General features: G+C 41.6%; 23 protein-coding genes and 1 pseudogene. 17 read left to right on the top strand and 7 right to left on the bottom strand.

What is annotated here, in order from left to right:
• The first annotated feature begins 176 nt into the window (after positions 1–176).
• The 9 genes and pseudogenes from sdhC (at position 177) to glnS (ending at position 11,567) form a co-directional block, all read left to right on the top strand.
• Positions 177–554 (top strand): succinate dehydrogenase, cytochrome b556 subunit, encoded by a 378-nt coding sequence (gene sdhC, locus BI198_RS08145; protein ID WP_074467414.1) that lies wholly within the window; start codon positions 177–179, stop codon positions 552–554.
• On the top strand, positions 545–892 hold the full coding sequence (sdhD, locus tag BI198_RS08150; protein WP_070049105.1) for a succinate dehydrogenase, hydrophobic membrane anchor protein: 348 nt from the start codon (positions 545–547) through the stop codon (positions 890–892). The genes sdhC and sdhD overlap by 10 nt, the downstream gene beginning before the upstream one ends.
• Positions 893–2,665 (top strand): succinate dehydrogenase flavoprotein subunit, encoded by a 1,773-nt coding sequence (gene sdhA, locus BI198_RS08155; protein ID WP_070049106.1) that lies wholly within the window; start codon positions 893–895, stop codon positions 2,663–2,665.
• 12 nt (positions 2,666–2,677) lie between these two features.
• Entirely contained in the window at positions 2,678–3,397 is a 720-nt protein-coding gene (locus BI198_RS08160; protein ID WP_070049107.1) for a succinate dehydrogenase iron-sulfur subunit, read from the top strand.
• A 102-nt stretch (positions 3,398–3,499) separates the two neighbouring features.
• Positions 3,500–6,309 (top strand): annotated as a pseudogene (locus BI198_RS08165) (2-oxoglutarate dehydrogenase E1 component).
• Positions 6,310–6,373: 64 nt separating this feature from the next.
• Positions 6,374–7,588 carry a 2-oxoglutarate dehydrogenase complex dihydrolipoyllysine-residue succinyltransferase gene (gene odhB / locus BI198_RS08170; RefSeq protein ID WP_070049108.1) on the top strand — a complete coding sequence of 405 codons (1,215 nt, stop codon included), beginning with the start codon at positions 6,374–6,376 and terminating at the stop codon, positions 7,586–7,588.
• A 147-nt stretch (positions 7,589–7,735) separates the two neighbouring features.
• Positions 7,736–8,902 carry an ADP-forming succinate--CoA ligase subunit beta gene (sucC, locus tag BI198_RS08175; RefSeq protein WP_070049109.1) on the top strand — a complete coding sequence of 389 codons (1,167 nt, stop codon included), beginning with the start codon at positions 7,736–7,738 and terminating at the stop codon, positions 8,900–8,902.
• Entirely contained in the window at positions 8,902–9,774 is an 873-nt protein-coding gene (sucD, locus tag BI198_RS08180) for a succinate--CoA ligase subunit alpha (RefSeq protein WP_070049110.1), read from the top strand. Before sucC ends, sucD begins: the two co-directional genes overlap by 1 nt.
• Positions 9,775–9,899: 125 nt before the next feature.
• Positions 9,900–11,567, top strand: a complete 1,668-nt coding sequence (gene glnS / locus BI198_RS08185; RefSeq protein ID WP_070049111.1) for a glutamine--tRNA ligase — start codon at positions 9,900–9,902, stop codon at positions 11,565–11,567.
• A gap of 91 nt (positions 11,568–11,658) precedes the next feature.
• Here the strand turns inward: glnS and BI198_RS08190 are convergent, their stop codons facing one another.
• Positions 11,659–11,853 carry a DUF3185 family protein gene (locus BI198_RS08190; RefSeq protein ID WP_070049112.1) on the bottom strand — a complete coding sequence of 65 codons (195 nt, stop codon included), beginning with the start codon at positions 11,851–11,853 and terminating at the stop codon, positions 11,659–11,661.
• 131 nt (positions 11,854–11,984) lie between these two features.
• Between BI198_RS08190 and BI198_RS08195 the strand changes: the two genes are divergently transcribed.
• The 7 genes from BI198_RS08195 to BI198_RS08225 all read left to right on the top strand — a co-directional run bounded on the left by BI198_RS08195 (position 11,985) and on the right by BI198_RS08225 (position 16,302).
• Positions 11,985–12,596 (top strand): LysE family translocator, encoded by a 612-nt coding sequence (locus tag BI198_RS08195; protein WP_070049113.1) that lies wholly within the window; start codon positions 11,985–11,987, stop codon positions 12,594–12,596.
• A 138-nt stretch (positions 12,597–12,734) separates the two neighbouring features.
• Complete coding sequence (locus BI198_RS08200) at positions 12,735–13,049, top strand: rhodanese-like domain-containing protein (RefSeq protein WP_070049114.1); 315 nt, start codon at positions 12,735–12,737, stop codon at positions 13,047–13,049.
• 10 nt (positions 13,050–13,059) lie between these two features.
• Positions 13,060–13,593, top strand: a complete 534-nt coding sequence (locus tag BI198_RS08205; RefSeq protein WP_070049115.1) for a hypothetical protein — start codon at positions 13,060–13,062, stop codon at positions 13,591–13,593.
• The gene (locus BI198_RS08210; RefSeq protein ID WP_070049116.1) at positions 13,587–13,961 is read left to right on the top strand and encodes a hypothetical protein; all 375 of its coding nucleotides are present in this window, start codon (positions 13,587–13,589) and stop codon (positions 13,959–13,961) included. The genes BI198_RS08205 and BI198_RS08210 overlap by 7 nt, the downstream gene beginning before the upstream one ends.
• A 9-nt stretch (positions 13,962–13,970) precedes the next feature.
• Positions 13,971–15,140 (top strand): elongation factor P maturation arginine rhamnosyltransferase EarP, encoded by a 1,170-nt coding sequence (earP, locus tag BI198_RS08215; protein ID WP_070049117.1) that lies wholly within the window; start codon positions 13,971–13,973, stop codon positions 15,138–15,140.
• Positions 15,141–15,170: 30 nt separating this feature from the next.
• Positions 15,171–15,731, top strand: a complete 561-nt coding sequence (gene efp / locus BI198_RS08220; RefSeq protein ID WP_449421101.1) for an elongation factor P — start codon at positions 15,171–15,173, stop codon at positions 15,729–15,731.
• 52 nt (positions 15,732–15,783) lie between these two features.
• On the top strand, positions 15,784–16,302 hold the full coding sequence (locus tag BI198_RS08225) for a GNAT family N-acetyltransferase (protein WP_083256584.1): 519 nt from the start codon (positions 15,784–15,786) through the stop codon (positions 16,300–16,302).
• Between the two features lie 29 nt (positions 16,303–16,331).
• Here the strand turns inward: BI198_RS08225 and BI198_RS08230 are convergent, their stop codons facing one another.
• The 5 genes from BI198_RS08230 to BI198_RS08250 form a co-directional block, all read right to left on the bottom strand.
• Positions 16,332–16,997, bottom strand: coding sequence for an exonuclease domain-containing protein (locus BI198_RS08230; RefSeq protein WP_070049119.1), 666 nt, complete (start codon positions 16,995–16,997; stop codon positions 16,332–16,334).
• Positions 16,998–17,000: 3 nt separating this feature from the next.
• Positions 17,001–18,827: a DUF294 nucleotidyltransferase-like domain-containing protein gene (locus BI198_RS08235; RefSeq protein WP_070049120.1), complete on the bottom strand. Its 1,827-nt coding sequence runs from the start codon at positions 18,825–18,827 to the stop codon at positions 17,001–17,003.
• Positions 18,828–18,917: 90 nt separating this feature from the next.
• Positions 18,918–19,436 (bottom strand): hypothetical protein, encoded by a 519-nt coding sequence (locus tag BI198_RS08240; protein ID WP_070049121.1) that lies wholly within the window; start codon positions 19,434–19,436, stop codon positions 18,918–18,920.
• Positions 19,437–19,495: 59 nt separating this feature from the next.
• Complete coding sequence (locus tag BI198_RS08245) at positions 19,496–21,265, bottom strand: sodium:solute symporter family protein (RefSeq protein WP_070049122.1); 1,770 nt, start codon at positions 21,263–21,265, stop codon at positions 19,496–19,498.
• A gap of 7 nt (positions 21,266–21,272) precedes the next feature.
• Positions 21,273–21,536, bottom strand: a complete 264-nt coding sequence (locus tag BI198_RS08250) for a DUF4212 domain-containing protein (RefSeq protein WP_070049123.1) — start codon at positions 21,534–21,536, stop codon at positions 21,273–21,275.
• A 181-nt stretch (positions 21,537–21,717) separates the two neighbouring features.
• Between BI198_RS08250 and BI198_RS08255 the strand changes: the two genes are divergently transcribed.
• Entirely contained in the window at positions 21,718–25,284 is a 3,567-nt protein-coding gene (locus tag BI198_RS08255) for a PAS domain-containing hybrid sensor histidine kinase/response regulator (RefSeq protein ID WP_070049124.1), read from the top strand.
• Here the strand turns inward: BI198_RS08255 and BI198_RS08260 are convergent.
• Positions 25,271–25,963 (bottom strand): LuxR C-terminal-related transcriptional regulator, encoded by a 693-nt coding sequence (locus tag BI198_RS08260; RefSeq protein WP_070049125.1) that lies wholly within the window; start codon positions 25,961–25,963, stop codon positions 25,271–25,273. The genes BI198_RS08255 and BI198_RS08260 overlap by 14 nt on opposite strands.
• Positions 25,964–26,000 lie beyond the last annotated feature (37 nt).

Below are 26,000 nucleotides of genomic sequence, written 5' to 3' on the forward strand. Positions count from 1 at the left end.
ACTATCGCTGTTTTAAACGGTTCACTCAGTAATATTTTTTTGCTGAATCTGGTAAGACTATCCAGCTTGAGCAAAAAAGTGTATTGAAATTGAATATTGGGTGTTGACTGTTTATACAGCAACGACAACGACAATGACAACAAGAGCTCGATTATGGGCATCGATGGGCAAGCACTGTGAAAAAACAAAGACCAGTTAATCTCGACCTTTCCACCATATCGTTTCCGGCACCTGCCATAGCGTCAATACTGCACCGTGTTTCTGGCGTGGCAATGTTTTTTGCTTTGGTATTCGTTATTTGGGCCTGGGCATATTCGTTACAGGACCAACAGAGCTTTGAATATGTCAAAGAACTGATGACGTCTATCTTCGCTAAAATTATTGCATGGGGCACTATTTCCCTACTTACGTACCATATTGTTGGCGGTATTCGTCACATGATTATGGACCTAGGCCATTGGGAAGAGCTGCGTTCAGGTGACATAAGTGCAAAATTATCAATTGCACTATGGGCTGTATTATCAGTATTAGCAGGAGTTTGGTTATGGTTCTGAATCAAGCAAGCCTGAAACGCGATGGCGTGCAGGATTATGTATCACTGAGAGCAACAGCTGTAGTGCTGATGCTGTACAGTTTTTTTATTCTTGGTTTCTTTATATGTACACCAGAAGTAACGTTTGAAGTATGGCAAGCTTTGTTTGCTAACATTTTTATGAAAGTGTTTACTTTATTAGCGTTAGTCTGTATTGCCGTGCACACCCGCATTGGTTTATGGCAAGTATTAACTGACTATGTGAAGTCAGCGAGATTACGTGCCGTTTTACAGTTTTTCCTTTATACGCTGGCTTTCGCTTATGTAGCGGTTGGCCTGTTTGTTTTGTGGGGTGCTTAAGTGACTATTCCAGTAAGAGAATTTGATGCCGTCGTAATCGGCGCAGGTGGTGCGGGTATGCGCGCTGCATTGCAAATTACAGAATCAGGTTTAACCTGTGCTTTATTATCTAAAGTTTTCCCTACGCGCTCGCACACAGTGTCTGCTCAAGGTGGTATTACGGTAGCATTAGGCAATAGCCACCCAGATAACTGGGAATGGCACATGTTTGATACGGTTAAAGGTTCTGATTACATTGGCGACCAAGACGCTATTGAATATATGTGTAAGACAGGTCCAGCAGCGATTACTGAACTAGAGAATATGGGTTTACCTTTCTCTCGCTTTGAAGACGGCAGCGTCTATCAGCGTCCTTTTGGTGGCCAATCAAAAAACTTTGGTGGTGAGCAAGCTGCTCGTACCGCCGCAGCGGCTGACCGTACCGGTCATGCGTTGTTACATTTGCTGTATCAGCAAAACGTAAAAAACAAAACTCAGGTCTTCAGCGAGTGGTATGCCCTTGATTTAGTTAAAAATCAAGATGGTGCTATTGTTGGCTGTACTGCTATTGATATCGAAACCGGCGAAATCGTTTACTTTAAATCTAAAGCAACGGTTTTAGCGACCGGCGGTGCAGGTCGTATCTTTGCCTCTACTACCAATGCTCACATTAACACCGGTGATGGTATCGGTATGGCGCTACGTGCCGGCGTACCATTACAAGATATGGAAATGTGGCAGTTTCACCCAACCGGTATTGCCGGTGCGGGTACACTAGTCACTGAAGGTTGCCGTGGTGAAGGCGGTTACTTATTAAATAAAGATGGCGAACGCTTTATGGAGCGTTATGCGCCTAACGCTAAAGATTTAGCGGGCCGTGACGTTGTTGCTCGTTCAATGATGACTGAAATTCGTGAAGGTCGTGGTTGCGAAGGCCCTTGGGGTGTTCACCTTAAGTTGAAGTTAGATCACTTAGGTAAAGACGTATTAGAAAGCCGCTTACCTGGTGTTTGTGAACTTTCTCGTACTTTTGCTCACGTTGACCCAGTTAAAGAGCCTATTCCGGTTATTCCAACTTGTCACTATATGATGGGTGGTATTCCCACAAACGTACATGGTCAAGTTATTCATCCTACAGCTGATGGCAAGCAAACTATTGTTGCTGGCTTATTTGCTTGTGGTGAAATTGCTTGTGTATCAGTACATGGTGCTAACCGCTTAGGCGGTAACTCGTTACTCGACTTAGTGGTGTTTGGCCGTGCTACCGGTTTACACTTAGGTGAAGCGTTAGCTGCTAATACTGAAACACGCGCGGCTTCAGAGTCTGATATTGAAGCGGCATTAACACGGACTAGACGTTGGGAAGACTCGAAGCCTGGTCAAGGTGAAGATCCAGTCCAAATTAAGAAAGACTTACAGCAATGTATGCAATTAAACTTCTCGGTATTCCGTGAAGGTAAAGCTATGGCTGAAGGCTTAGCAGAATTGAAACAGATCCGTGAACGTTTACAATATGCTCGTTTAGACGATAAGAGCTCTGATTTTAATACTCAACGTATTGAGTGTTTAGAATTAGATAACTTAATGGAAACTGCGATAGCCACTGCGGTAGCCGCTAATTTCCGGACGGAAAGTCGTGGTGCACATGCCCGTTTTGACTTCCCAGATCGTGATGATGAAAACTGGTTGTGCCACAGCGTATTTACGCCAGACACAGAATCAATGTTTAAGCGTGAAGTAAACTTGGAACCAAAATTCCGTGAAGCTTTCCCGCCTAAAGCACGTACATATTAAGAGGGCACAGCGATGAAGAAGTTAGTTTTCTCAATCTATCGTTACAACCCTGATGTTGATAAAGCACCACGGATGCAGGATTATACGTTAGATAATCCTGAAGGGCGCGACATGATGGTGCTGGATGCACTGATCAGGTTAAAAGAACAAGATCCAACGTTATCCTTCCGTCGCAGTTGCCGTGAAGGCGTTTGTGGCTCTGATGGCATGAATATCAATGGTAAAAATGGTTTAGCGTGTATCACACCATTATCGGCAGCTGGCACTAAGGGTGGCAAAATTATTGTTCGTCCTTTACCTGGTTTACCGGTAGTGCGTGACTTAGTGGTTGATATGGGTCAGTTTTATACTCAGTATGAAAAAATTAAGCCGTATTTAATCAATGATAATAAGTTACCACCTGCAGGGGAGTTTAAGCAGTCAATTGAAGACCGCGAGAAACTTGATGGATTATACGAGTGTATTTTATGTGCTTGTTGCTCAAGTTCTTGTCCGTCGTTTTGGTGGAACCCAGACAAGTTTATCGGTCCAGCCGGTTTACTTAATGCGTACCGCTTTTTAGTTGATAGTCGTGATACAGCGACAGACCAGCGTTTAGACGAGTTAGATGATGCGTTCAGCGTATTCCGTTGTCATGGCATTATGAATTGCGTTAACGTTTGTCCTAAAGGTTTAAACCCAACCAAAGCAATTGGTGAAATTAAATCAATGTTGTTGAACCGAGCGCTGTAAAGCGCTCTATTATGGTATGTGAATAAAAAACAGCGCATTGTTAAGCAAAATGCGCGTTTTTTTGCTACTTTTTCCAGGTGCGCGGAAATTAAGGGAAACTAAATGCACGAAGGTGTAATGAAGGCGTGGCTAGAGTCTTCTCATTTAGGCGGCGGTAACATGGCCTATGTTGATGAACTCTATGAATCCTACTTAGCTGAACCTACCAGCGTTTCTGATGAATGGCGGAGTTTTTTCGCCACACTACCTAAGTTAGATGGGGTAGATTTAGAAGTTCGTCATGCTGATGTTAGGCAGCAATTTGCTGACTTAGCCAAAAATAAACATCGCGAAGTTGTGGTGGTTAATAGTGGCGGTACAGCAGATAGTCGTCAGGTTAAAGTGTTGCAGCTGATAAACTCTTACCGCTTTCGCGGCCATCAGCAGGCAAATCTTGATCCACTAGGTCTGTGGCAACAGTCCCGAGTACGCGATCTTGAATTGTCGCATCACGACTTATCAGAAGCAGATTTTGACACTGAGTTTAATGTTGGCTCTTTTGCAAGCGGCCAAGAAGTCATGAAACTGGGTGATCTGTATAAAGCATTAGAAAAAACCTACTGTGGTTCTATCGGTGCTGAATACATGCATATCGTCTCAACAGACGAAAAACGTTGGATCCAACAACGTTTAGAAAGCGTTCAATCAACACCTTCTTACAGCAAAGATGAACAAGCCGGTATTTTAAAAGGCTTAATTGCTGCCGACGGTTTAGAAAAAGCATTATCATCTAAATTCCCAGGTGCTAAGCGCTTTGGTCTTGAAGGTGGCGATGCTATGGTACCTATGCTCAAAGCGATGATTCATCGTGCTGGTGAGCAGGGTGCGAAAGATTGTGTTATCGGTATGGCTCACCGTGGCCGTTTAAATACCCTTATTAACGTACTAGGTAAAAATCCATCTAAATTATTTGATGAATTTGCCGGTAAATATGAAGTGGTCGGCGCCGGTGATGTTAAATATCACATGGGTTTCTCGTCTGATTTCGAAACCGCGGGTGGCAATGTCCATTTAGCCTTAGCGTTTAACCCATCGCATTTAGAAATTGTTAACCCAGTAGTAATGGGCTCAGTTCGGGCTCGTTTAGATCGCCGCGAAGATCGTGATGGTTCTACTGCCTTACCTATTTCAATTCATGGTGACTCTGCATTTGCTGGTCAAGGTGTAGTTGCAGAAACCTTTAACCTGTCTCAAACACGTGCGTTCAAGGTAGGTGGTACTGTACGTATTGTAATCAACAACCAAGTTGGTTTTACGACGTCAAACCGTGAAGATACTCGCTCTACCGAATATTGTACTGATATTGCAAAGATGGTTCAGGCACCTATTTTTCATGTTAATGGTGATGATCCTGAGGCGGTAGTATTTGTTGCTCAATTAGCTGTTGATTACCGTAATACGTTTAAACGCGATGTGGTTATTGACTTAGTTTGTTATCGCCGTAATGGTCATAACGAAGCGGATGAGCCAAATGCAACTCAACCGCTGATGTATCAGAAAATTAAGAAACATCCAACACCGCGTGAGCTATATGCCAAAACTTTAATAGGCCAAAATCTGTTTACGGCTGATGAAGTGTCAACATTTGTCTCAGATTATCGCGATGCGTTAGATAAAGGTGATTGCGTTGTTGAAGAAAAAAGCGCTGTTACCGCTGCATCAGTCGACTGGACGCCATTTTTGGGTCATGACTGGGACAGTGAATTCGATGCGAGTATGTCACTAGACAAACTAATTGAACTGGGTAAAAAGCGACTAAGTTACCTGAATCAATGGTTATGCAACGTCAGGTTGGTCGGGTCTATGAAGATCGCGCCTTGATGTTAGCTGGCGAGAAGAAAATTGACTGGGGTTTTGCTGAAATATTAGCCTATGCCTCTACTGTCTCTGATGGTAATCGTATCCGTATTGTTGGCCAAGATTCGGCCCGTGGTACTTTCTTCCATCGTCATGCGGTATTACATAGTCAAACTGATGGCGCAACTTATACGCCTTTAGAGCATATCAGCGCTGATCAAGGGCCATTCCAGGTTTATGACTCAGCTTTATCTGAAGAAGCGGTATTAGCATTTGAATACGGTTATGCGACAGCAGAGCCACGCGCTATGGTTATTTGGGAAGGTCAATTTGGTGACTTTGCCAACGGTGCGCAAGTGGTTATCGACCAATTCTTAAGTTCAGGTGAGCAAAAGTGGGGCCGCTTATGTGGTTTAACTTTATTACTGCCGCATGGTTATGAAGGTCAAGGTCCAGAGCACTCTTCAGCTCGTTTAGAGCGCTTCTTGCAACTGTGTGCTGATCATAATATGCAGGTTTGTATTCCAACGACACCCGCGCAAGTATTTAATATGTTGCGTCGGCAAATGGTTCGGCCAATGCGTCGTCCATTAATTGTCATGTCACCGAAGTCATTATTACGTCATCCTTTAGCTACCTCGACGTTAGAGGAATTAGCTAGCGGTGTGTTCCATAACGTAATTGGTGAAATAGATGATATTAAAGCCTCAGACGTTAAGCGTGTGGTGTTCTGTAGTGGTAAAGTGTATTACGAACTACTAGAAGAACGTCGTAAACGTGAACAAACTGATGTGGCAATTGTTCGTGTAGAACAGCTTTATCCGTTCCCACACGCAGAAATGGCGAAGGTAGTAAGCCAGTACCAGCATGTAACTGATTTTGTTTGGTGTCAGGAAGAACCGCAAAACCAAGGTGCATGGTATTGTAGTCAACACCATTTCCGTGGCGCGATCCCGCAAAAAGGGTATTTAACCTATGCCGGACGTGAGGCGTCATCTTCACCTGCAGTTGGCTATTTGTCTGTACATAATAAACAGCAACAAGCCTTAATTAATGATGCGCTGACAATAAAATAAATTAACTTGGCCTGCTAGGCAGGCCATTTAAACTTAATAAGACCAACCCGTAAAAGGTGACAAAGTGGAAATTAAAGTACCCGTACTTCCAGAATCTGTTGCAGATGCAACAATCGCAACCTGGCACGTAAAAACAGGCGAAGCCGTTACACGCGATCAGGTATTAGTAGATATCGAAACCGACAAAGTGGTACTTGAAGTTGTTGCTCAAGCCGACGGCGTAATGGGTGACATCATTCACGATACTGGTGCGACCGTAACAGCGGAAGAAGTGATCGGTAACATGGAAGCTGGTGGTGCACCTGCCGCTAAAGCAGAAAGCAAGTCTGATGACAAAGCAACTGATAAGCCTGCTGCAACAGCCGATGCTAAAGTAGAGTCAAGCAAAGACGAAGCCAGTGATGATGCATTAAGCCCATCAGTTCGCCGTTTAATTGCTGAGAAAGGCTTAGATGCTAGCAAAGTTAAAGGTTCTGGTAAAAACGGTCGTGTAACCAAAGAAGATGTTGAGAAATTCTTAGCTTCTGCTCCAGCTAAAGCCGCTACCGCTCCTGCTGCAGTATCTGCTGTTACCGGTGAACGTACCCAGAAACGCGTCCCAATGACACGTTTGCGTAAAACCATTGCTAGCCGTTTATTACAAGCCAAAAACAGCACGGCCATGTTAACAACATTTAATGAAGTTAACATGAAGCCGATTATGAGCTTACGTAAGCAATACCAAGAAACGTTCGAAAAACGTCATGGTATCCGTTTAGGCTTTATGTCGTTCTACGTTAAAGCGGTGACTGAAGCGTTAAAACGTTACCCTGAAGTGAATGCCGCTATTGATGGCGACGATATTGTTTATCATAACTATTTTGATATCAGTATTGCGATATCAACACCTCGTGGTTTAGTGACGCCAGTATTACGTGATTGTGACAAAATGAACTTGGCTGAAATTGAACAAGCTATCAAAACTTTAGCCTTAAAAGGTCGCGACGGTAAATTAACAATGGACGACTTAACCGGTGGTAATTTCACAATTACGAATGGCGGTGTATTTGGTTCATTAATGTCTACGCCTATTATCAACCCACCACAATCAGCTATCTTAGGTATGCATGCCATCCAAGATCGGGTGATGGTTGTAGATGGTAAAATGGAAATTCTTCCTATGATGTACTTGGCATTATCTTATGACCACCGCATCATTGATGGTAAAGAGTCTGTTGGTTTCTTAGTAACCATTAAAGAGTTATTAGAAGACCCAACTCGGATCCTGTTGGATATCTAATCACTCTAGTTAGAGTTATAAAAAAATGCTGTTGTTTTACGACAACAGCATTTTGTATTTCATCGATTGGCAGTATAATAATCGCCGATTAAACACAGGCTGTACCATGTTGGGCAGCTTTAATATTCAAATGAACGGAAATAAGCCATGAATTTGCACGAATATCAGGCAAAACAGCTGTTCCGCGAATACGGTTTACCAGTATCTGAAGGCTTTGCGGAAGAAACTCCTCAAGCTGCTGCAGAAGCTGCTGATCGTATTGGTGGTAACAAATGGGTAGTTAAAGCTCAGGTTCACGCAGGCGGCCGCGGTAAAGCGGGCGGTGTGAAATTAGTTACTTCTAAAGAAGAAATTCGTAATTTTGCTCAAAAATGGTTGGGCAAGAACTTGGTAACTTACCAAACTGATGCTAAAGGTCAGCCTGTCAGTAAAATTCTGGTTGAAACCTGTACTGATATCGAAAAAGAACTGTATTTAGGTGCCGTTGTTGATCGCTCTAGCCGTCGTATCGTCTTTATGGCGTCGACTGAAGGCGGTGTTGATATCGAAAAAGTAGCAGAAGAAACTCCTGAAAAAATCATCAAGATGGAAGTTGATCCACTTGTTGGTGCTCAGCCTTTCCAAGCGCGCGAAATCGGTTTCAAATTAGGCTTAAACGCCTTACAAATTAAGCAATTCACTACTATCTATTTAGGCTTAGCCAAAATGTTTGTAGATTTAGATATTGCTTTACTTGAAGTAAACCCATTAGTAATTACTACTGAAGGTAACTTACATTGTTTAGACGCGAAATTAGTTGCCGATAGCAATGCGATGTATCGTCAGCCTAAGCTTCGTGCTTTTCATGATGCGTCACAAGAAGACGAGCGTGAAGCGCGAGCAGCACAGTGGGAACTAAACTATGTTGCGCTTGATGGCAACATTGGTTGTATGGTTAACGGCGCAGGTTTAGCAATGGGTACTATGGACATTGTTAAATTAAGTGGCGGCGAGCCAGCTAACTTCCTAGATGTTGGCGGTGGTGCAACTAAAGAACGTGTTACAGAAGCGTTCAAAATCATTTTATCAGACACAGCGGTAAAAGCGGTGTTTGTAAATATCTTTGGTGGCATTGTTCGTTGTGACATGATCGCTGAAGGTATTATTGGTGCAGTTGAAGAAGTGGGTGTTAGCGTACCTGTTGTTGTTCGCTTAGAAGGTAACAACGCTGAATTAGGTGCTCAGAAACTGCAAAACAGTGGCTTGAACATTATCGCTGCAAACTCTTTATCAGAAGCTGCTAAAGCTGTTGTTAAAGCCGCGGAGGGCAAATAATGTCTATTATTATAAACAAAGACACTAAGGTCATCTGTCAAGGTTTTACGGGTAGTCAAGGTACTTTCCACTCTACTCAAGCTATCGAATACGGTACTAAAATGGTTGGTGGTGTTAGCCCAGGTAAAGGTGGCACTAAGCACTTAGATTTACCTGTATTTAACACAGTTAAAGAAGCGGTAGCGGCTACTGGCGCAACGGCAACGGTTATCTATGTACCAGCACCATTTTGTAAAGATGCGATTATCGAAGCTGCAGATGCAGGTTTAGAGTTAATCGTATGTATTACTGAAGGTATCCCTACTATCGACATGTTATTCGCTAAAGAATATGTTGATCGTAAAGGCGTGATTATGATTGGTCCTAACTGCCCAGGTGTTATTACACCTGGTGAATGTAAAATTGGTATTATGCCAGGTCACATTCACATGCCAGGTAAAGTCGGTATTGTATCGCGTTCAGGTACTTTAACCTATGAAGCGGTTAAGCAAACAACAGATGAAGGCTTTGGTCAGTCTACATGTGTTGGTATCGGTGGTGATCCAATTCCTGGTTCTAACTTCATTGACATCTTAGCGTTATTTGAAAAAGATCCACAAACTGAAGCTATCGTGATGATCGGCGAGATTGGTGGTACTGCAGAAGAAGAAGCAGCAGCCTATATTAAAGAACATGTAACTAAACCTGTTGTTTCATACATTGCTGGTGTTACGGCGCCTGAAGGCAAGCGTATGGGGCATGCTGGTGCAATTATCTCAGGTGGTAAAGGTACCGCTGAAGATAAATTCCGTGCTTTAGAAGACGCAGGTGTTAAAACTGTGCGCTCTTTAGCCGACATCGGTAAAGCAGTACGTGAAATTACCGGCTGGTAACAGTCAAAGTAATAAAAAACCCGCTGCTAGAGCGGGTTTTTTTTTGCAATCATAGCGTAAAATGATTGCGCTGCTATAATGCCGCATCTTAACTGCGTTTTAGCTAAACAAGGACACATTATTCTATGGCGGATTTAGAACAGCGCCCAACAAACTTTATTCGGCAAATTATTGATGCAGACTTAGCCTCAGGTAAGCATACGGCTGTGCAAACCCGTTTTCCGCCTGAACCTAATGGCTTTTTGCATATTGGCCATGCTAAATCTATTTGTTTAAATTTTGGTATTGCCCAAGATTATCAAGGTAAATGTAATTTACGTTTTGATGATACTAATCCAGAAAAAGAAAATATTGATTTTGTTCACTCTATTCAACAAGACGTCAATTGGTTGGGTTTTCAGTGGCAGGGTGAGGTACGTTATTCGTCAGATTATTTTGACCAGTTATATCAATTTGCTGTTGAGCTAATCAGCAAAGGTTTGGCTTATGTTTGTTTTTTAAATACAGAACAAATGCGTGAATACCGTGGCAATTTAACTCAGCCAGGTAAAAATAGCCCAACCCGCGAGACTAGCGTAGAAGAAAATTTAGCCTTATTTACAAAAATGCGTGACGGTGGTTTCAAAGAAGGCGAGTGTTCATTACGCGCCAAAATTGATATGACATCATCATTCATGTGTATGCGTGATCCTATTATTTATCGGATTAAGTTTGCCCATCACCACCAGACAGAAGATAAATGGTGTATTTATCCGATGTACGATTTTACCCATTGTATCTCTGATGCGTTAGAAGGCATTACCCATTCACTATGTACCTTAGAATTCCAAGATAACCGCCGGTTATACGATTGGATTTTGGATAACATTACTATTCCATGTCATCCACAGCAAATTGAGTTTTCACGTTTAAATTTAGAATACTCGCTGATGAGTAAGCGTAAATTGCATACTTTAGTCGAAGAAAATATTGTTACGGGCTGGAACGATCCGCGGATGCCGACGATTGCCGGTTTACGCCGTCGTGGTTATACTCCAGCGTCTATCCGTGAATTTGCTAAGCGGATAGGGGTAACTAAACAAGAGAACACTATTGAAATGAGCGCGCTTGAAGCGTGTATCCGTGAAGATTTAGATGCCAATGCACCACGAGCGATGGCGGTAATAGAGCCATTAAAAGTGACTATTACTAATTATCCAGCAGATGGCATTGAGTGGCTAGATGCACCTAATCATCCTAAAGATGACACTAAGGGGCAGCGTAAATTACCGTTTGCAGCCGTGCTTTATATTGATAAAGCGGATTTTCGTGAAGAAGCCAATAAAAAGTATAAACGTTTAGTACTTAATGGTGATGTCAGGCTGCGTAATGCTTATGTTATCCATGCAGATGAAGTCATTAAAGATGAAAATGGCGACATTATTGAATTAAAGTGCAGCTATTTACCAGAGACCTTAGGTGAAAACCCAGCTGATGGCCGTAAAGTACGTGGTGTGATCCATTGGGTTGAAGCAGCTCATGCGTTACCTGCAGAATTTAGGGTGTATGATCGCTTATTTAGTGTGGCGAATCCTGCGGCGGCTGAAGACTTTTTTACCGTTGTTAACCCAGAATCACTAGTCGTTAAGCACGGCTTAGTTGAACCTTCATTAAAAACGGCAAAACCAGAGTTTGCTTATCAATTTGAGCGTGAAGGTTACTTCTGCGCTGATAATATTGATGCAACGGCAGATAGTTTAGTATTTAACCGTACAGTAGGTTTGCGAGATAGTTGGGGCAAAGAAGATAATTAAAAAGTCTTAAATTTAAAACAAAAGCCTGTAGTGAGAACTGCAGGCTTTTAAATTTTTGGTTATCATTTAATTTTTTAAATTATTTTTTAAATTATTTTTTTAACAAAGCGCCAATACCAATAATTGCCGCTATGGCGCCACCAACTAACAACCATATTGAATTATCAGTCGGGCTACCCTTAACCATCTCTGTAGCTTGTGATGCAAAAGAGTTATATTCGGTGTAACCGAAGTACAGTAAAATAATACCAGCGACTAATAATGCTAAACCTACTATCTTATTCATGCTATCTCCTTTTTATAGTCTATTAAGCGTAGCCCTAAATTTAATTAGTGCAAATCAGTATGTTATAAATATTTGCAAGGTCAAGTTAAAATAAAGTATTTCGTAAAAGAACACACGACTATGAGGGCTACATGGAAATTTTTTTTGCAGTAATTTTTTTCGCTTTTTCCACCACTATTACCCCAGGGCCGAATAATGTGATGATAATGTCATCGGGGGTGAATTATGGCATCAAAGCGAGCATTAGCCATTGGTTAGGCATCTGTTTAGGCTTTCCTTTTATGGTGCTGCTGATTGGTCTTGGCTTTGGGATTGTGTTTGAACAATACCCAAATCTACATCAAATCATTAAGTTACTGGGCATTATTTATCTGGTTTGGTTAGCTTGGCATATAGCCAGTGCTGAGCCAAAACGAATAGAGCAGGGTCATAGCAAACCGTTAAACTTTTATCAGGCGGTATTATTTCAATGGATCAATGGTAAAGCCTGGGTAATGGCCTCTGGAGCGATTGCGGCCTTTACCACACTGCAAGGTGTATATTGGCAAGAAGTACTCATTATTACTTTAGCCTTTTTAATAGTGGCCTTTCCTTGTATTGGCTTATGGCTAATATGTGGTGCTTTGTTACGGAAAGTATTAACTAAACCCTTATTTCAGCGTGTTTTTAATATTAGTATGGCGGTAATTTTATTGTTATCTATGGTGCCTGTAATGCTTGAGTTATGGCACTATTATTTTTAAATAAAACAGATATAAAAAATATTTTAAAGACAGTGTTTTTATCAAGGCTTGCGATACTAACGATTAGTAATAATGCTTAATCCCTGCACAATTACAAGCTTATGGTATAGTTGGTTTAATTCAATTAGGAGACTTTAGATGAAAACTTTATTACTGTTAGTTAGTTTGTTTTTTGCATCATTTGGCTTCGCGCAAAGTCAAACTGAAAATGAAATTTGGCTCGATGTCCGTACAGCGGAAGAATATGCGGCAGGTCATATTGAAACTGCAATTAATATTCCGTTTGATGTGATGGCTACACACATTAGCAGCATAACCACAGATAAAAACGCCACTATACATTTATATTGCAAAAGTGGTCGTCGTGCCGAGATTGCATTGCAAACGTTACAATCTTTAGGTTATACCAATGTCACTAATGAGGGTGGCTACGAAGAACTTAAACCGCAATAATTAGCTGAAAATGCAATCGAATACTGAAAAGCGGCAGCTTGAACACCAAGCTGCAAAACAGTTTTTGCGCTTGTATGAGCAAAAGACGGGGCAGGTTATGCGCCATATTTGGCATAATCAACCGGCTAAGCCTGATGTGTCTTGTTACATTAATCAACAACGGCTAGATTTAGAAATAGCCCATTTATATGGTAGCGAAGTAGAGGCTATGCATATTCTTGGTCGTGATTTAGATGACAGTACTCGCCAAGAGTTAATCTCTTTATTAAGCACACCTGCAGAGCTACGTTTATTTACGGCTTTAAATCGATTATTAAAAAATAAAGCCGGAAAATATTACGATACCGCGCGGGTGTGGTTAGTTATCCGTAACTTAAACCCACTGTGGAGTACAACTGATATTTTGCAATTGTGCCCTAAACTGGATATTGCTCTTACTCAACCCTTTGAGCAAATTTGGCTTATTACCGACCAAACCGCAACCGCCGATATTATAGCGTTATACCCTGCGAAACTGGCACGGCAGGAGCACAATAGATGTTAATGTTTTATCATCGTTTAGCGTTAAAATTACAGCGTTTTCGCTGGTTAATATTAGTAGTTACCTTAGGTGGCACCTTAGGCTTTTTAAGCCTACTTGTCTTTGCCCCCGCCGAACTGGCCCAGAAATGGCAATTAACCAGTATTGTTATCGCCATTATAGGCCTATTAGCTTACTTAATGAGTTTGCTGTTTATTCAACCTATTGCCCAAGTTGGGCCTGAGCATAGTTTTATTTACCGAGTTAAAATACGGTTTCAGCAAACATTTAGCTATCTTCTAGCCATGCTGCTATCAATGATAGTGTTAGCGGTATTGTTTTTAAGTTTACGGGCCTTAACGGGTATAATAGCGATTCTGTTTTTTAACTGAAAAAAGAATATGTCGATTAAAGCTGTACATTGGGATGTATTTTGCGCTGTTATTGATAACTTTGGCGATATTGGCATTTGTTGGCGCTTAAGTCGGCAATTAGTCAGCGAGCATGATATAAAGTTGCGTTTATGGGTAGATGATTTAATTAGCTTTCAAAAAATTTGCCCTCAAGTTGACCCCAAAGCCCATGAACAAGTCATAGAAGGCGTGGTTATTTGTTTATGGTCAGCGCAGACCAATTGGCAGCTAGTTACTGTACCTGATGTTGTGATAGAAGCTTTAGCTTGCACTATTCCACAGCCATACCAACACCGGATGGCGGCTAAAAATGTAACGCCATTGTGGATAAATTTAGAGTACTTATCGGCAGAACCATGGGTTGAAGGCTGTCACGGCTTAGCTTCACCGCAACCACAATTAGCCCTTAATAAATATTTCTTTTTTCCTGGTTTTACCGCTGCAACTGGAGGCTTGTTGCAAGAGCAACATTTAGCCGCTGAGCGAGATGCCTTTATGGGCTGCAGCCAGCAGCAAGCTTTATTTTGGCACAAATTAGGTGTGATTGAGTTTTATCAATATCAATACAAAATCTCGTTATTTGCTTATGATCATAGCCAATTGGCTGATTTACTACAGTGCTGGCAACAGAGTGAACAGCCTATCTTGTGCGTAGTCCCTGAAGGGGCATTAGCAAACCAAGTTAGACAGTTACTACCCAGATTAGAATTAACGGCAACTCAGGCAGAGCCATGTATGGTAGGTAATTTAGCTCTGAAGATAATCCCTTTTATGCCGCAACCAGATTATGACCGTTTATTATGGGCTTGTGATATCAACTTTGTTCGCGGTGAAGATTCAATTATTCGTGCCCACTGGGCCGCTAAAGCTTTTGTTTGGCAAATTTATCGTCAAGAACAAGAGGCACATATCATTAAGTTACAGGCATTTTTACAGCTATATTGTCAAAATATGCCGCTTAAATTACAACAGGTGTTACAAAACGTCTATTTAGCCTGGAATAGTCAGCAGCCATTAGCTATGGTATGGCTTGATTTTATTGAGGTTTTGCCAGAGATTGCTGAATTTAATCATAAATGGCAACAGCAACTATCTCTAAATGGAGATCTTGCACGCAACCTAGTGCACTTTGTTGAAAATAAATTTATAATAGCTTGAAATTTTCGCTAACAAGAAGATATTAAAATTATGATGAAAACAGCTCAAGAATTACGTGCAGGCCAGGTAATAATGGTTGGTACAGAAGCAATGGTTATTTTAAAAGCAGAATTTAACAAGTCAGGCCGTAACTCTGCCGTTGTTAAAATGAAAATGAAAAACTTATTAACCAGCCAAGGTATGGAAACAGTATATCGTGCGGATGATAAGTTTGAACAAGTGCTATTAGAAACTAAAGAAGTTACTTACTCTTATTTTTCTGATCCAATGTATGTGTTTATGGACCAAGAATATAATCAGTTTGAAGTTGAAGCTGAAAATATGACGGAAGCCCTAAAATATTTAGTTGATGGCATGGAATGTTCAGTAGTATTTTATAACGAACGTCCTATTTCTGTTGATTTACCAACAGTTGTTGTACGTAACGTTATTTATACTGAGCCATCAGCACGTGGCGATACGTCAGGCAAAGTTATGAAACCAGCAAAAATTGATAACGGTTTTGAAGTGATGGTGCCAGATTTTGTAAAAGAAGGTGACAAGATTGAAATTGACACCCGTACTGATGAATATCGTGGTCGCGCTAAATAATTTTACGATGAAATTAAAAGGCGCTAAGGCGCCTTTTTTTATGAGAAGCTAAATGAGTTGGTATATTCGTAGCATGCAGCTAACCGATATAACGGCGGTTGTAGCGATACAAGATCAAAGCTATGGTGCTGCTTTATATGAACCCGCATCTATATTAGTGCAGCGTTTGCAACAGGCTGCAACAAGCTGTTGGGTTGCAGAGGATGCAAGTAGTCAGCAAGTGCTAGGCTATCTATTTAGCTATCACAGTGTATTGGGTGAAGTAGGTGAGCTGGGTGCTGAATTTACTGTGATACCGGATGCTGATGCACTTTACCTGCATGACGTAGCAATAAGCCCTTTGGCACGAGGTAATGGCATTGCCCAAGGTTTATTACGCCAAGCGCAACACTACGCTAATAAGCAGCAATTATCGCAACTTACTTTAGTGGCCGTACAAGGTGCGACTAGTTATTGGCAACGACAAGGTTTTCATGTCGTATCTAAACTAGATAAAAGCGCTAATGATGCATTAGCCAGCTATGATATAGAAAAAGCAATTTATATGGCGAAACAATGTTCGTTGCTTTAGTTTAAGCGGTAGCCATAACTAGCTAAAGGTTAAGCTCGTGACAGTTTATACAACTGTTTTAAGGTGGCTTCTTTACCGCATTGTTTAATTTGGCTCAGTAACAGTAAGGCACAACCATACGCATCTTCTAATGCATGATGATTAGGCTGTTTAGGCAGTTTGTGTCGTGTTAAACAGGCTGATAACTGCAACATATCTTGAGCGATTAATGTGTTTTTTTGGCTTAAACGTTGCCATTCAATACGTAAAGTATCTATAAAGCGGAAACTTGGGGCTAAACCTAGATGCTGTTTACAAGCAGTACGTAAAAACTGTCTATCTAGGGCGCTATAATGCGCGACAAAGACATAACCAGCATACTGAGTTAATAACTCTCTTAGTATGGTTTCAAGATGGTTAGCATGGGTAAGTTGGTTATCATGTAAACCGTGATAAATAGCGCTTTGGCCAACTCCGTTCGGTGGTTTTACTAAATAATGCTTGGCCTGAGCTAACACAATTTCCCCGCCAATTATCGGTAGCCAACCTAAGCTTACTATATTATCTTTGCGCGGGTTTAGGCCGGTTAACTCTAAATCAATCACTAAAAAGCGCACTTTATTTAGTGCGGTGTTTGCTGCCGGTTGTTTAGTCTGCTCAAACAGTTTAACAAGGCTTGATTGGTGACTATGCTTTTGTCGCAACCAATTAAACATCTGTTACATCTCTTTGCAAAAACGATATTTTAAACTGGCTTGGGCTGCCGTAATAACCGCAAAACTATCTTTGAGTTGATGTCTGGCTAAACCGGTAATAGTTGCTGGATCTAATAAGTTTGTTGGCTCTTGTTGTTCTGCGATATCGTGTAAATGTTTATCCCAGCGTAACTGGGCTAATAAGTCAAAAGCATCTAATAAGTTAGCGCCATATTTATTTTCTATTACGCCTAAACTCATTAATGCTTGCAAGCGTTTACGGGTATTTACCTCCGTTACACCAGCAGTCAGAGCATACACACGCACCAGATCAGTAATTAAGCTTAGGCCGCGTTTTTTTAAATCTAAACCTCTATTTTCTTTGCCATCATGTTCTAAAATAAAATGCTTAAATAAGCCCAATGGCGCGCTACGTTGTAAAGCATTTTGGGTTAAATGATAACTAAAAAGGGGAGCATTTGTGGTGCGCATTAGAATATCTTGCTGCAGGGCATTAGTTAAACTCTTACTACCAGCAATAACCCTTAGATCAAAAAAAATACTGGCTTTCAGTAACGCGTCTGGAGTAGGACTTTTAACCCAGCTTTGAAAACGTTTAGTCCAACCATTAAAGCTTAACCGCAGCTGTTTATTCGATGCCATAATATTACCTGGGCACAGTATCACGCCGCATTTATCTAGGCCTTGGCAGACGATGTCGGCTAACGCAGAAAAATAGCGTTCGATATCAGCTGTGGGCTCTTTTTCTAATAATAAGGCGTTATCTTGATCAGAATTTAAACTTTGATCCATTCTGGCTTGGGAGCCAAATGCTAGCCAGCTAAACACGCAGGGAGCAGGGCCTAATTGTTGCTGGGCAATATGGATTAAGCGTTGGGTTAAGGCGTCGGTGATAGTGGTAAGGATATGACCAGTTTCATAAGCAGGAACTTGTTGTTTGCCTAAAGTTAACGCGAGGCTAGCAATCTGTGCACTACAACGCGCTAAATCCTCAATGCTATTTTGGCGATGAATTTCACCAATTAAAAATACCGGATGGTCTTGTTGGCTACGAATAACGTCAGTCGCGCTTAACATACCATAACACTTGTCGTTTGCCGTTACCGGTAAATGATGAATATTATGCTGACTCATTTGTTGTACTGCTTCATACAAAAAGGCATGGATATCGATACTAAAAGGTTTCGTTGTCATCACTTGGCTGATAACAGTATCGTGAGCTAAACCCTGTGCCATTACGCGGCTGCGGATATCGCGGTCGGTTAAAATGCCCACTAAATGTTCATTATCTTCTATTAATAATGATGATACTCGTTGCTCCGTCATCAACATTGCTGCTTGTTGCACATTTTGGGTCGGGCTAATGGCAATTTTTCTAGGTTTAACAATATCGCTAATCTTTAAGGTGAAACGGGTACTATGTTGTTGTTCTTTATATTGATGTAAACGCCGACCAAATAAGCGCTGAAAAAACACATCAATATTTTTATATAGATGACGATACTGGACAAAAGCATCGGCATTAAGCCAATAAATTAAACCATCTTCATCACAAATTAAGCTGTCATGATCTGACAAACCGGTAAGTAAACGTTGATAACCATAAAAATCGCCAGGCTGTAATTTACTCAGTAATTGTTGTTGGTCGCTATACAGCGTAAAAAGGCCGGTACGTACAATCAACAAGCGCTCAGAAGATAAATCGACGCTTTCTTGTGCTTTACAATAATATACTGAAATTTGACTGGCAAAACGGTGCATATGTTCAGGCTTTACTTGGTCAAAAGGCGGGATGTTAGCGAGAAAGTTACTGACATCGGTAATATCCATTAAAATCTCCGCTAACTAAAATCTATAAATGAGTCACTAATACTATTGATACTGATGATGAGATATTTAAAAAACTACATTGTTAACAGGCTAGCTGTGACATACCGCTTGCAATAAAGGGTCCTGTTTATTCAGTGCTATCCATTGGTTATCTAAAGTAGCGCCAGATGCTGGAATAATGACGGTTTGGCTATTTTTAGCTTTAGCGTTGTAACCACAATGCACCACTTGACTACTAGTTTGTACAGCAGAGTGGCGCTGCACAAAATATAAATTAACCCGCTGTACTTCTGTATTAATGTTGTTTTTTTCTGCATTGGCAATATCAGCCGCTACAAAGCCAAGCGTTTGTGGATACAGATAACTCCAAGGCCGCCAAAACGCGGTGTTTTTGTCTTGATGCAGCACAACAACGCCACTAGGTAAAAACGCTTGCTGATGGCTAAACCAGGTATATTCGCTATAGACTTGAAAGCTTAGCATGGCCAAAGCTGCAAAACTGGGAATGGTCCATTTAGCTATAGCGTTACCGGTTAATTTGCGTAATAACAGTATGACTCCCGCTGCACCTACACCTGCTACTATTGTTGCAATCAGTTCCCAAATCATAAATTACTTCCTAAAAGTGCGGGCTTTGTCATTCAAAGCCCGCGTACAACATAAGCTACTTAGTGATCAACTGCTACACTCGCACCGCGCGGATAACGGACGCTTTCCACTAACTCTTGAATATGAGCTGGCGGAGGCGCTGTTAGCGACGATACGATAAAGGCAACAGTAAAGTTAATGACGGCACCAATAGCACCAAACGATAGTGGTGATATGCCGAATATCCAGTTTTCAGGTGTATTCGCCATGCTTGCCGTGCCAGGAATAAAGAACCAACCAAGATATAAGAAAATATAAATCGCAGTTGATATTAATCCCGCTAACATGCCTGAAATGGCACCAACACTATTAACCCGTTTAGAAAATATGCCCATCATTAATGCTGGGAATATCGATGCACCCGCGATACCAAACGCTAGCGCAACTACTTGGGCCGCAAAGCCGGGCGGGTTCATCCCTAGCCAGGTCGCAACTACGATAGCAACGGCCATGGATATCCGCGCTGCCCGTAGCTCACCTTTCTCACTGATCTGTGGATTAATCGAGCCTTTTATTAAGTCATGACTGATTGCCGATGAAATGGCTAATAATAAACCCGCGGCAGTGGACAGCGCAGCAGCCAAACCACCTGCAGCAATTAAACCAATTACCCATGATGGTAATCTAGCAATTTCTGGGTTAGCCAATACCATAATATCCGCATTCACTGTTAACTCATTTCCAGCCCAACCACGCTCTGCAGCGGTAGCTTTAAATGAGTCTGATTTATCGTTATACAATTGAATACGGCCATCGCCATTTTTATCTTCAAAGGTAATTAACTCCGTTAACTCCCAGTTTTTAATCCACTCTGGACGCTCGTCATACTTAATGGCGTTAGCTGTTTCACCCGCTGGGTAAATAGTGGTTAATAAGTTTAACCGAGCCATAGAAGCAACCGCAGGCGCGGTTAAGTATAATAAGGCGATAAACACTAATGCCCAACCTGCTGACCATCGAGCATCAGATACTTTAGGCACGGTAAAGAAACGAATGATAACGTGCGGTAAACCGGCAGTACCTATCATTAATGATAAGGTAAATAGCACCATATTAAGCTTGTTATCGACATCAGCTGTGTAGGCAACAAACCCTAAGTCTTGAACAATCAAGTCTAATTTATGTAAAATGGGCATACCTGTTTCAACGTGGGTGGAAAATAAGCCAATTGCTGGAATAAAGGTATCGGTTAGTTGTAATGAAATAAATACCGCTGGAATAGTATAAGCAATAATTAATACTACATATTGGGCAACCTGAGTATAGGTAATGCCTTTCATACCACCTAGTACGGCATATAAAAACACCACTACGGCAGCTATCATTAAGCCGGTATCGTTATCCACCTCTAAGAAACGAGAGAAAGCAACACCCGCACCCGTCATCTGACCAATAACATAAGTTACTGAGGCGATAATTAAACAGGCAACGGCAACAAGACGAGCCGTTGGGCTATAAAAACGGTCACCAATAAACTGCGGAACGGTAAATTTACCAAACTTACGTAAGTAAGGTGCTAATAACATGGCAAGTAATACGTAACCGCCAGTCCAGCCCATTAAATAAGTAGAGCTAGCGTAGCCGCCCGCAGAAATAATGCCGGCCATTGAAATAAAGGAAGCAGCAGACATCCAGTCAGCCGCAGTGGCCATACCGTTCACAACTGGGTTAACGCCTCCACCGGCAACATAGAACTCCTTAGTGGAGCCTGCGCGTGCCCAGATTGCGATACCAATATAGATCGCAAAGGATAGGCCAACAAAAATTAGATTGATTGCAAATTGACTCATGGCAGGTTTACTCCTCGTCCAAGCCAAACTCTTTATCCAGCTTATTCATTCTCCATGCATAGAAGAAGATTAAGGCGATAAAGGTTAAAATAGAACCCTGCTGTGCAAACCAGAATCCAATGTCTGTTCCACCTATTTCTATACTGGAAAGAAATGGTCGAAATAAAATGCCCCCACCATAAGACACTAATGCCCAGATGATTAAGCTGCCGACTATCAGGCGCAAGTTTGCCTTCCAATAGGCGGCTGCGTTGCGATCTTGATCTGTCATATAAGACGCTCCTTTACTTTGTTGATTTTCGTTATCGTTATCTCGCAATATTAATCTAGCAGTAGATTTTATAAGTAACAGCCCGACTTTAGTCGAAGCTGAGTGTTAACCAAGCCTTAACTATTGACTTTAAGCCGTAGCTGAGCGAAAACAGATCCAAGCACAAAGAGAGGAGACGGTAGTGGCGGCGTGGATAATAGCGGTATTAGCATTGCTATATGTGGGGGGATTGTTTTTAATCGCTAACTGGGGCGAACGGCATGCTGATGATAAATTAATTCGTAAGTATGGTGGCTTAATATATAGCCTAGCCCTAGCCGTATATTGTACCTCTTGGACCTACTATGGCGCTGTTGGTACAGCTGTCACCCTCGGATGGGACTATATTGCTATTTATTTAGGCCCAATATTATTGTTTATTTTTGCCCAGCCGTTTTTATTTAAGTTACTTTATGTCACTAAAAAGCAAAATGTGACCTCAATTGCTGATTTTATTTCAGCTCGTTATGGCAAAAGAAAAAATATTGCCTTATTTGCTTCATTACTTTGTTTAGTCGTAGTCATCCCTTATATAGCCTTGCAATTAAAAGCCGTATCCAGCTCTTATCAAGTGTTATTAGGAGGCGATTTTAGTGATGAAAGTGCCATTTGGTGGCGAGATAGTGCGTTTTTAAGCGCGGTAGCCATGGCGTTTTTTGCTATTCTGTTTGGTACTCGTAAACTGTATTTAACTGAACAAAGCCGCGGTGTTATCGTTGCCATTGCTTTTGAATCAGTGGTTAAACTCTTTGCCTTACTAACCCTTGCTATAGCGGCATATTGGTTTTTATTGGAGCCGGGCGATCCGATATTAATGCGTTTTGCCGAGCACGCGGCAACTCAAGTACCCAATGACAGTTTTAGCTTCATTGAGTTTTTAACCAAAACCATTTTAGCCATGGCGGCGGTGTTTTTATTACCACGGCAATTTCATGTCGCCTTTGTTGAAAACGTCTCGCATCATCACTTGCAGCATGCTAGGCGCTGGTTTTCCAGTTATTTAGTGTTAGTAACTGTTTTAGTGATCCCCATAGCTTTAACCGGCATCCAATTATTCCCCAATGCTTTGGCTGCAGCCGATAGCTTTGTTTTATTAATACCCGCGCAATCGGGCTGGGATACCTTAAGTGTATTAGTGTTTATCGGCGGCTTTTCTGCCGCCACTTCAATGATTATTATCGCTACTTTAGCGTTATCGAATATGATCGCCAATGACTTGGTGATGCCCAGTTTACTCAGAAGTAGTAAAAGGCAAGGTTTACCGCATGATTACAGCTTAGTTATTTTATTTGTCCGCCGCAGTATGATTTTTTTAGTCATGGCGCTGTCGTATTTATATTATCGAATTTTTGCCCGTAACTATGAGTTAGCCGAAACTGGGTTAGTTGCCTTTGCACTTGCAATACAATTAGCACCAGCCGTGATTGGCGGTTTATATTGGCGTCGTGGTAATGTTTGGGGGGTTTATGCTGGCTTAACGTTGGGCTTCTCATTATGGTTCTTTACTTTAATGTTGCCCCAGTTAGTCAGTGCCGGGGCGATGGATAGCAACATTCTGCAAACTGGTTTGTTTGGTTGGTCTTGGTTAACACCACACTCAATATTTGGGGTTGAACTCAACAATTTAAGTCATGGTGTATTATTTTCATTAGGCTTTAACTTATTGTTTTATATTGTGGTCTCATTTTTAACCCCAATGACTTTACAAGATCGCTTGCAAGCGGTGGCTTTTGTAAAACCAAATTTGCCCGTTAACTTGCATGGCGCACCGGCTAGACGAATTCGCATTCAAAACACCGATTTAAAAATTCTGCTTGAGCGCTTTGTCGGGACTAATCGTGCCAATGAATGTATACAAGAGTTTGCTAAACGCCAATCAACTACCATGGTACTGGATGAACTGCCTACGGCCAGTTTAATTGAACATGTTGAACGAGAGTTAGCCGGCGTTATTGGTGCATCTTCAGCCTCAGCCATGGTTAATGCGGTATTAGATGGCAGACAATTAGGCTTCGAGGATGTGGTCACGTTATTTGATGATACGACTCAAGCCATACAGTTTTCACGTAAAATTTTGTTTTCAACCTTAGAGAACCTGAGCCAAGGTGTTAGCGTGGTAGACAAAGAATTAAAGCTAGTAGCGTGGAATAAAGCCTATTTAGCCATGTTTGATTATCCGGAGTCGATGATCAGAGTGGGCAGGCCCATTGCAGATATCGTGCGCTTTAATGCCGAGCGAGGTATGTGCGGACCAGGACAAGCTGAAGAGCATGTTGAAAAACGTATTCAACATATGAGTAAAGGCACCGCCCATGTTTTTCAACGCGTGCGTCCAGATGGTCGAGTGATTGAAATGCGTGGTAATCCGATTCCGGGCGGTGGTTTTGTCACCAGTTTTGCTGATATATCTGAACACGTTACTGCGGTGCAAGCCCTAGCAGAAGCTAAGCAATATCTAGAGGATAGGGTGCAAGAGCGTACGCAAACCATTTCTGAAATTAACCATGAACTATTAAGTGAAGTAAGACGGCGTCGTGAAACCGAGCAACAATTAATACAAGCTAAAGGCGAAGCCGATGCAGCAAATGCCTCTAAAACCCGTTTTTTAGCCTTAGCATCGCATGATATTTTACAGCCATTAAATGCCGCGCGTTTATTTACCGCAGCATTAATGGGATCGCCGGATATAAACCAGCAGCAACCTATAATTAATCAATTAGAGAATTCATTAAAAGCGTCTGAAGAATTAATTTCAACCTTATTGGAAATTGCTCAACTCGATGACGGTAAGTTATCGCCCGATATTCAACAAGTGTCGTTAAGTGATTTACTAGCTCAGTTGTCGGATGAATTCAGTTTAGTGGCTAAGCGTAAAAATCTGCAATTAACCATGAAAACCTTAGATGTACAAGTGATGACCGACGCGACTTACTTACGACGTATTTTGCAAAACTTGCTGTCTAATGCGATTAAATATACTAAAAATGGGCGTATTTTGCTGGGCTGTCGTAAACGCGCTGATGCGGTACTTATCCAAGTTTGGGATACGGGGCCGGGTATTGTCGAGCCAGATTTACAGCGAATTTTTGAGGACTTTTATCGTATTGATGCCACAGCACGAGGCCAACAAGGCGTAGGTTTAGGTTTGGGTGTTGTTTATCGCATGGCGCGATTGTTGAGTCATAGACTGACCGTCAGATCAGTACCGCAGAAAGGCTCAATGTTTAGTATAGAGTTACCCGTCGTAGATAAGCCAAAACGCGCTATTATTACCTTACCTAGCTTTTCGCAACAGCGACCTTTACCGGGTTTATCTTTAGTGTGTATTGATGATGACGAAGCCAATTTAGCGGCGTTAACCGTGCTTTTAAAACAATGGCAAATAGAGGATGTCACCTGCTTTTGTGACGAAGAAAGCTTATTAAGCTATGCGCAGAACAACCCCGCCCCCGATGCCTTACTACTAGATTATCACTTAGCACAAAATGTAACAGGCTTATCAGTGTATCAAAAAATAAAATCAATCTGGGGTAGTGTAAACGGTGTCTTGGTCTCGGCATCACCCGAAGCTGGCTTAGCGGCAAAAGCACGGCAACATGGCCTATTGTTTTTAGCTAAACCGATAAAACCGGCCGCATTACGGGCCAGTTTAAATCATTTGAAAATGTTAAAACGAACGGCAGATAAAACTGATATTAACGATGGGTAGGGGAAAACTCGGCAATAGCTTTATTTACAGGGGGTTCTAATGTTAACCGCTGCGCTTGAATAACCACCTGGGTGCGATTAGTGACGCCCAACTTACGAAATATAGCGGTAATATGAGCTTTAACAGTCGCTTCTGAGATTTCTAAGTCATAAGCGATTTGTTTATTTAGCCAGCCTTCTGTTAAGTAATATAATACTTTATATTGTTGCTGGGTTAATTGGGCTACCCGGGCGGCAAGATCTAAATCACGCTCTGAATCTTGATTCGCTTGCTGAAAAACTTGCTTGGTTAAATGTTGCGGTACCCAAAGCTCACCCGCTAATACTTGATTTAAGGCAGTCGCAATATCGGCAGGTGATGCCGATTTTGGAATGTAAGCCGAAGCGCCAAACGCCATGACTCGCCTAATGACATCAATTTCTTCACTAGCTGAAATCACCACTATGGGTAAAGTGGGGAAGTTTTTACGTAACTGAATTAAGCCTAAAAAACCGCAATTGCCGGGCATGTGTAAATCAAACAATAACATATCGGTGTCTGGGTGTTGCTCTAACGCAGCGCAAGTAGTTTCAAAACTATCGGTTTCAATCGTTGCTGTAGTAGCAAAGCTACTGCTGATAGCATTAATTAACGCATTCCGAAATAAAGGGTGGTCGTCAGCAACGATGAGCTTAGTCATCAAGATCCTCCGGCAATGAATATTTATAATTATAATA

The sequence above is a fragment of the Rheinheimera salexigens genome, from assembly GCF_001752395.1.
GTDB lineage: Bacteria > Pseudomonadota > Gammaproteobacteria > Enterobacterales > Alteromonadaceae > Alishewanella > Alishewanella salexigens.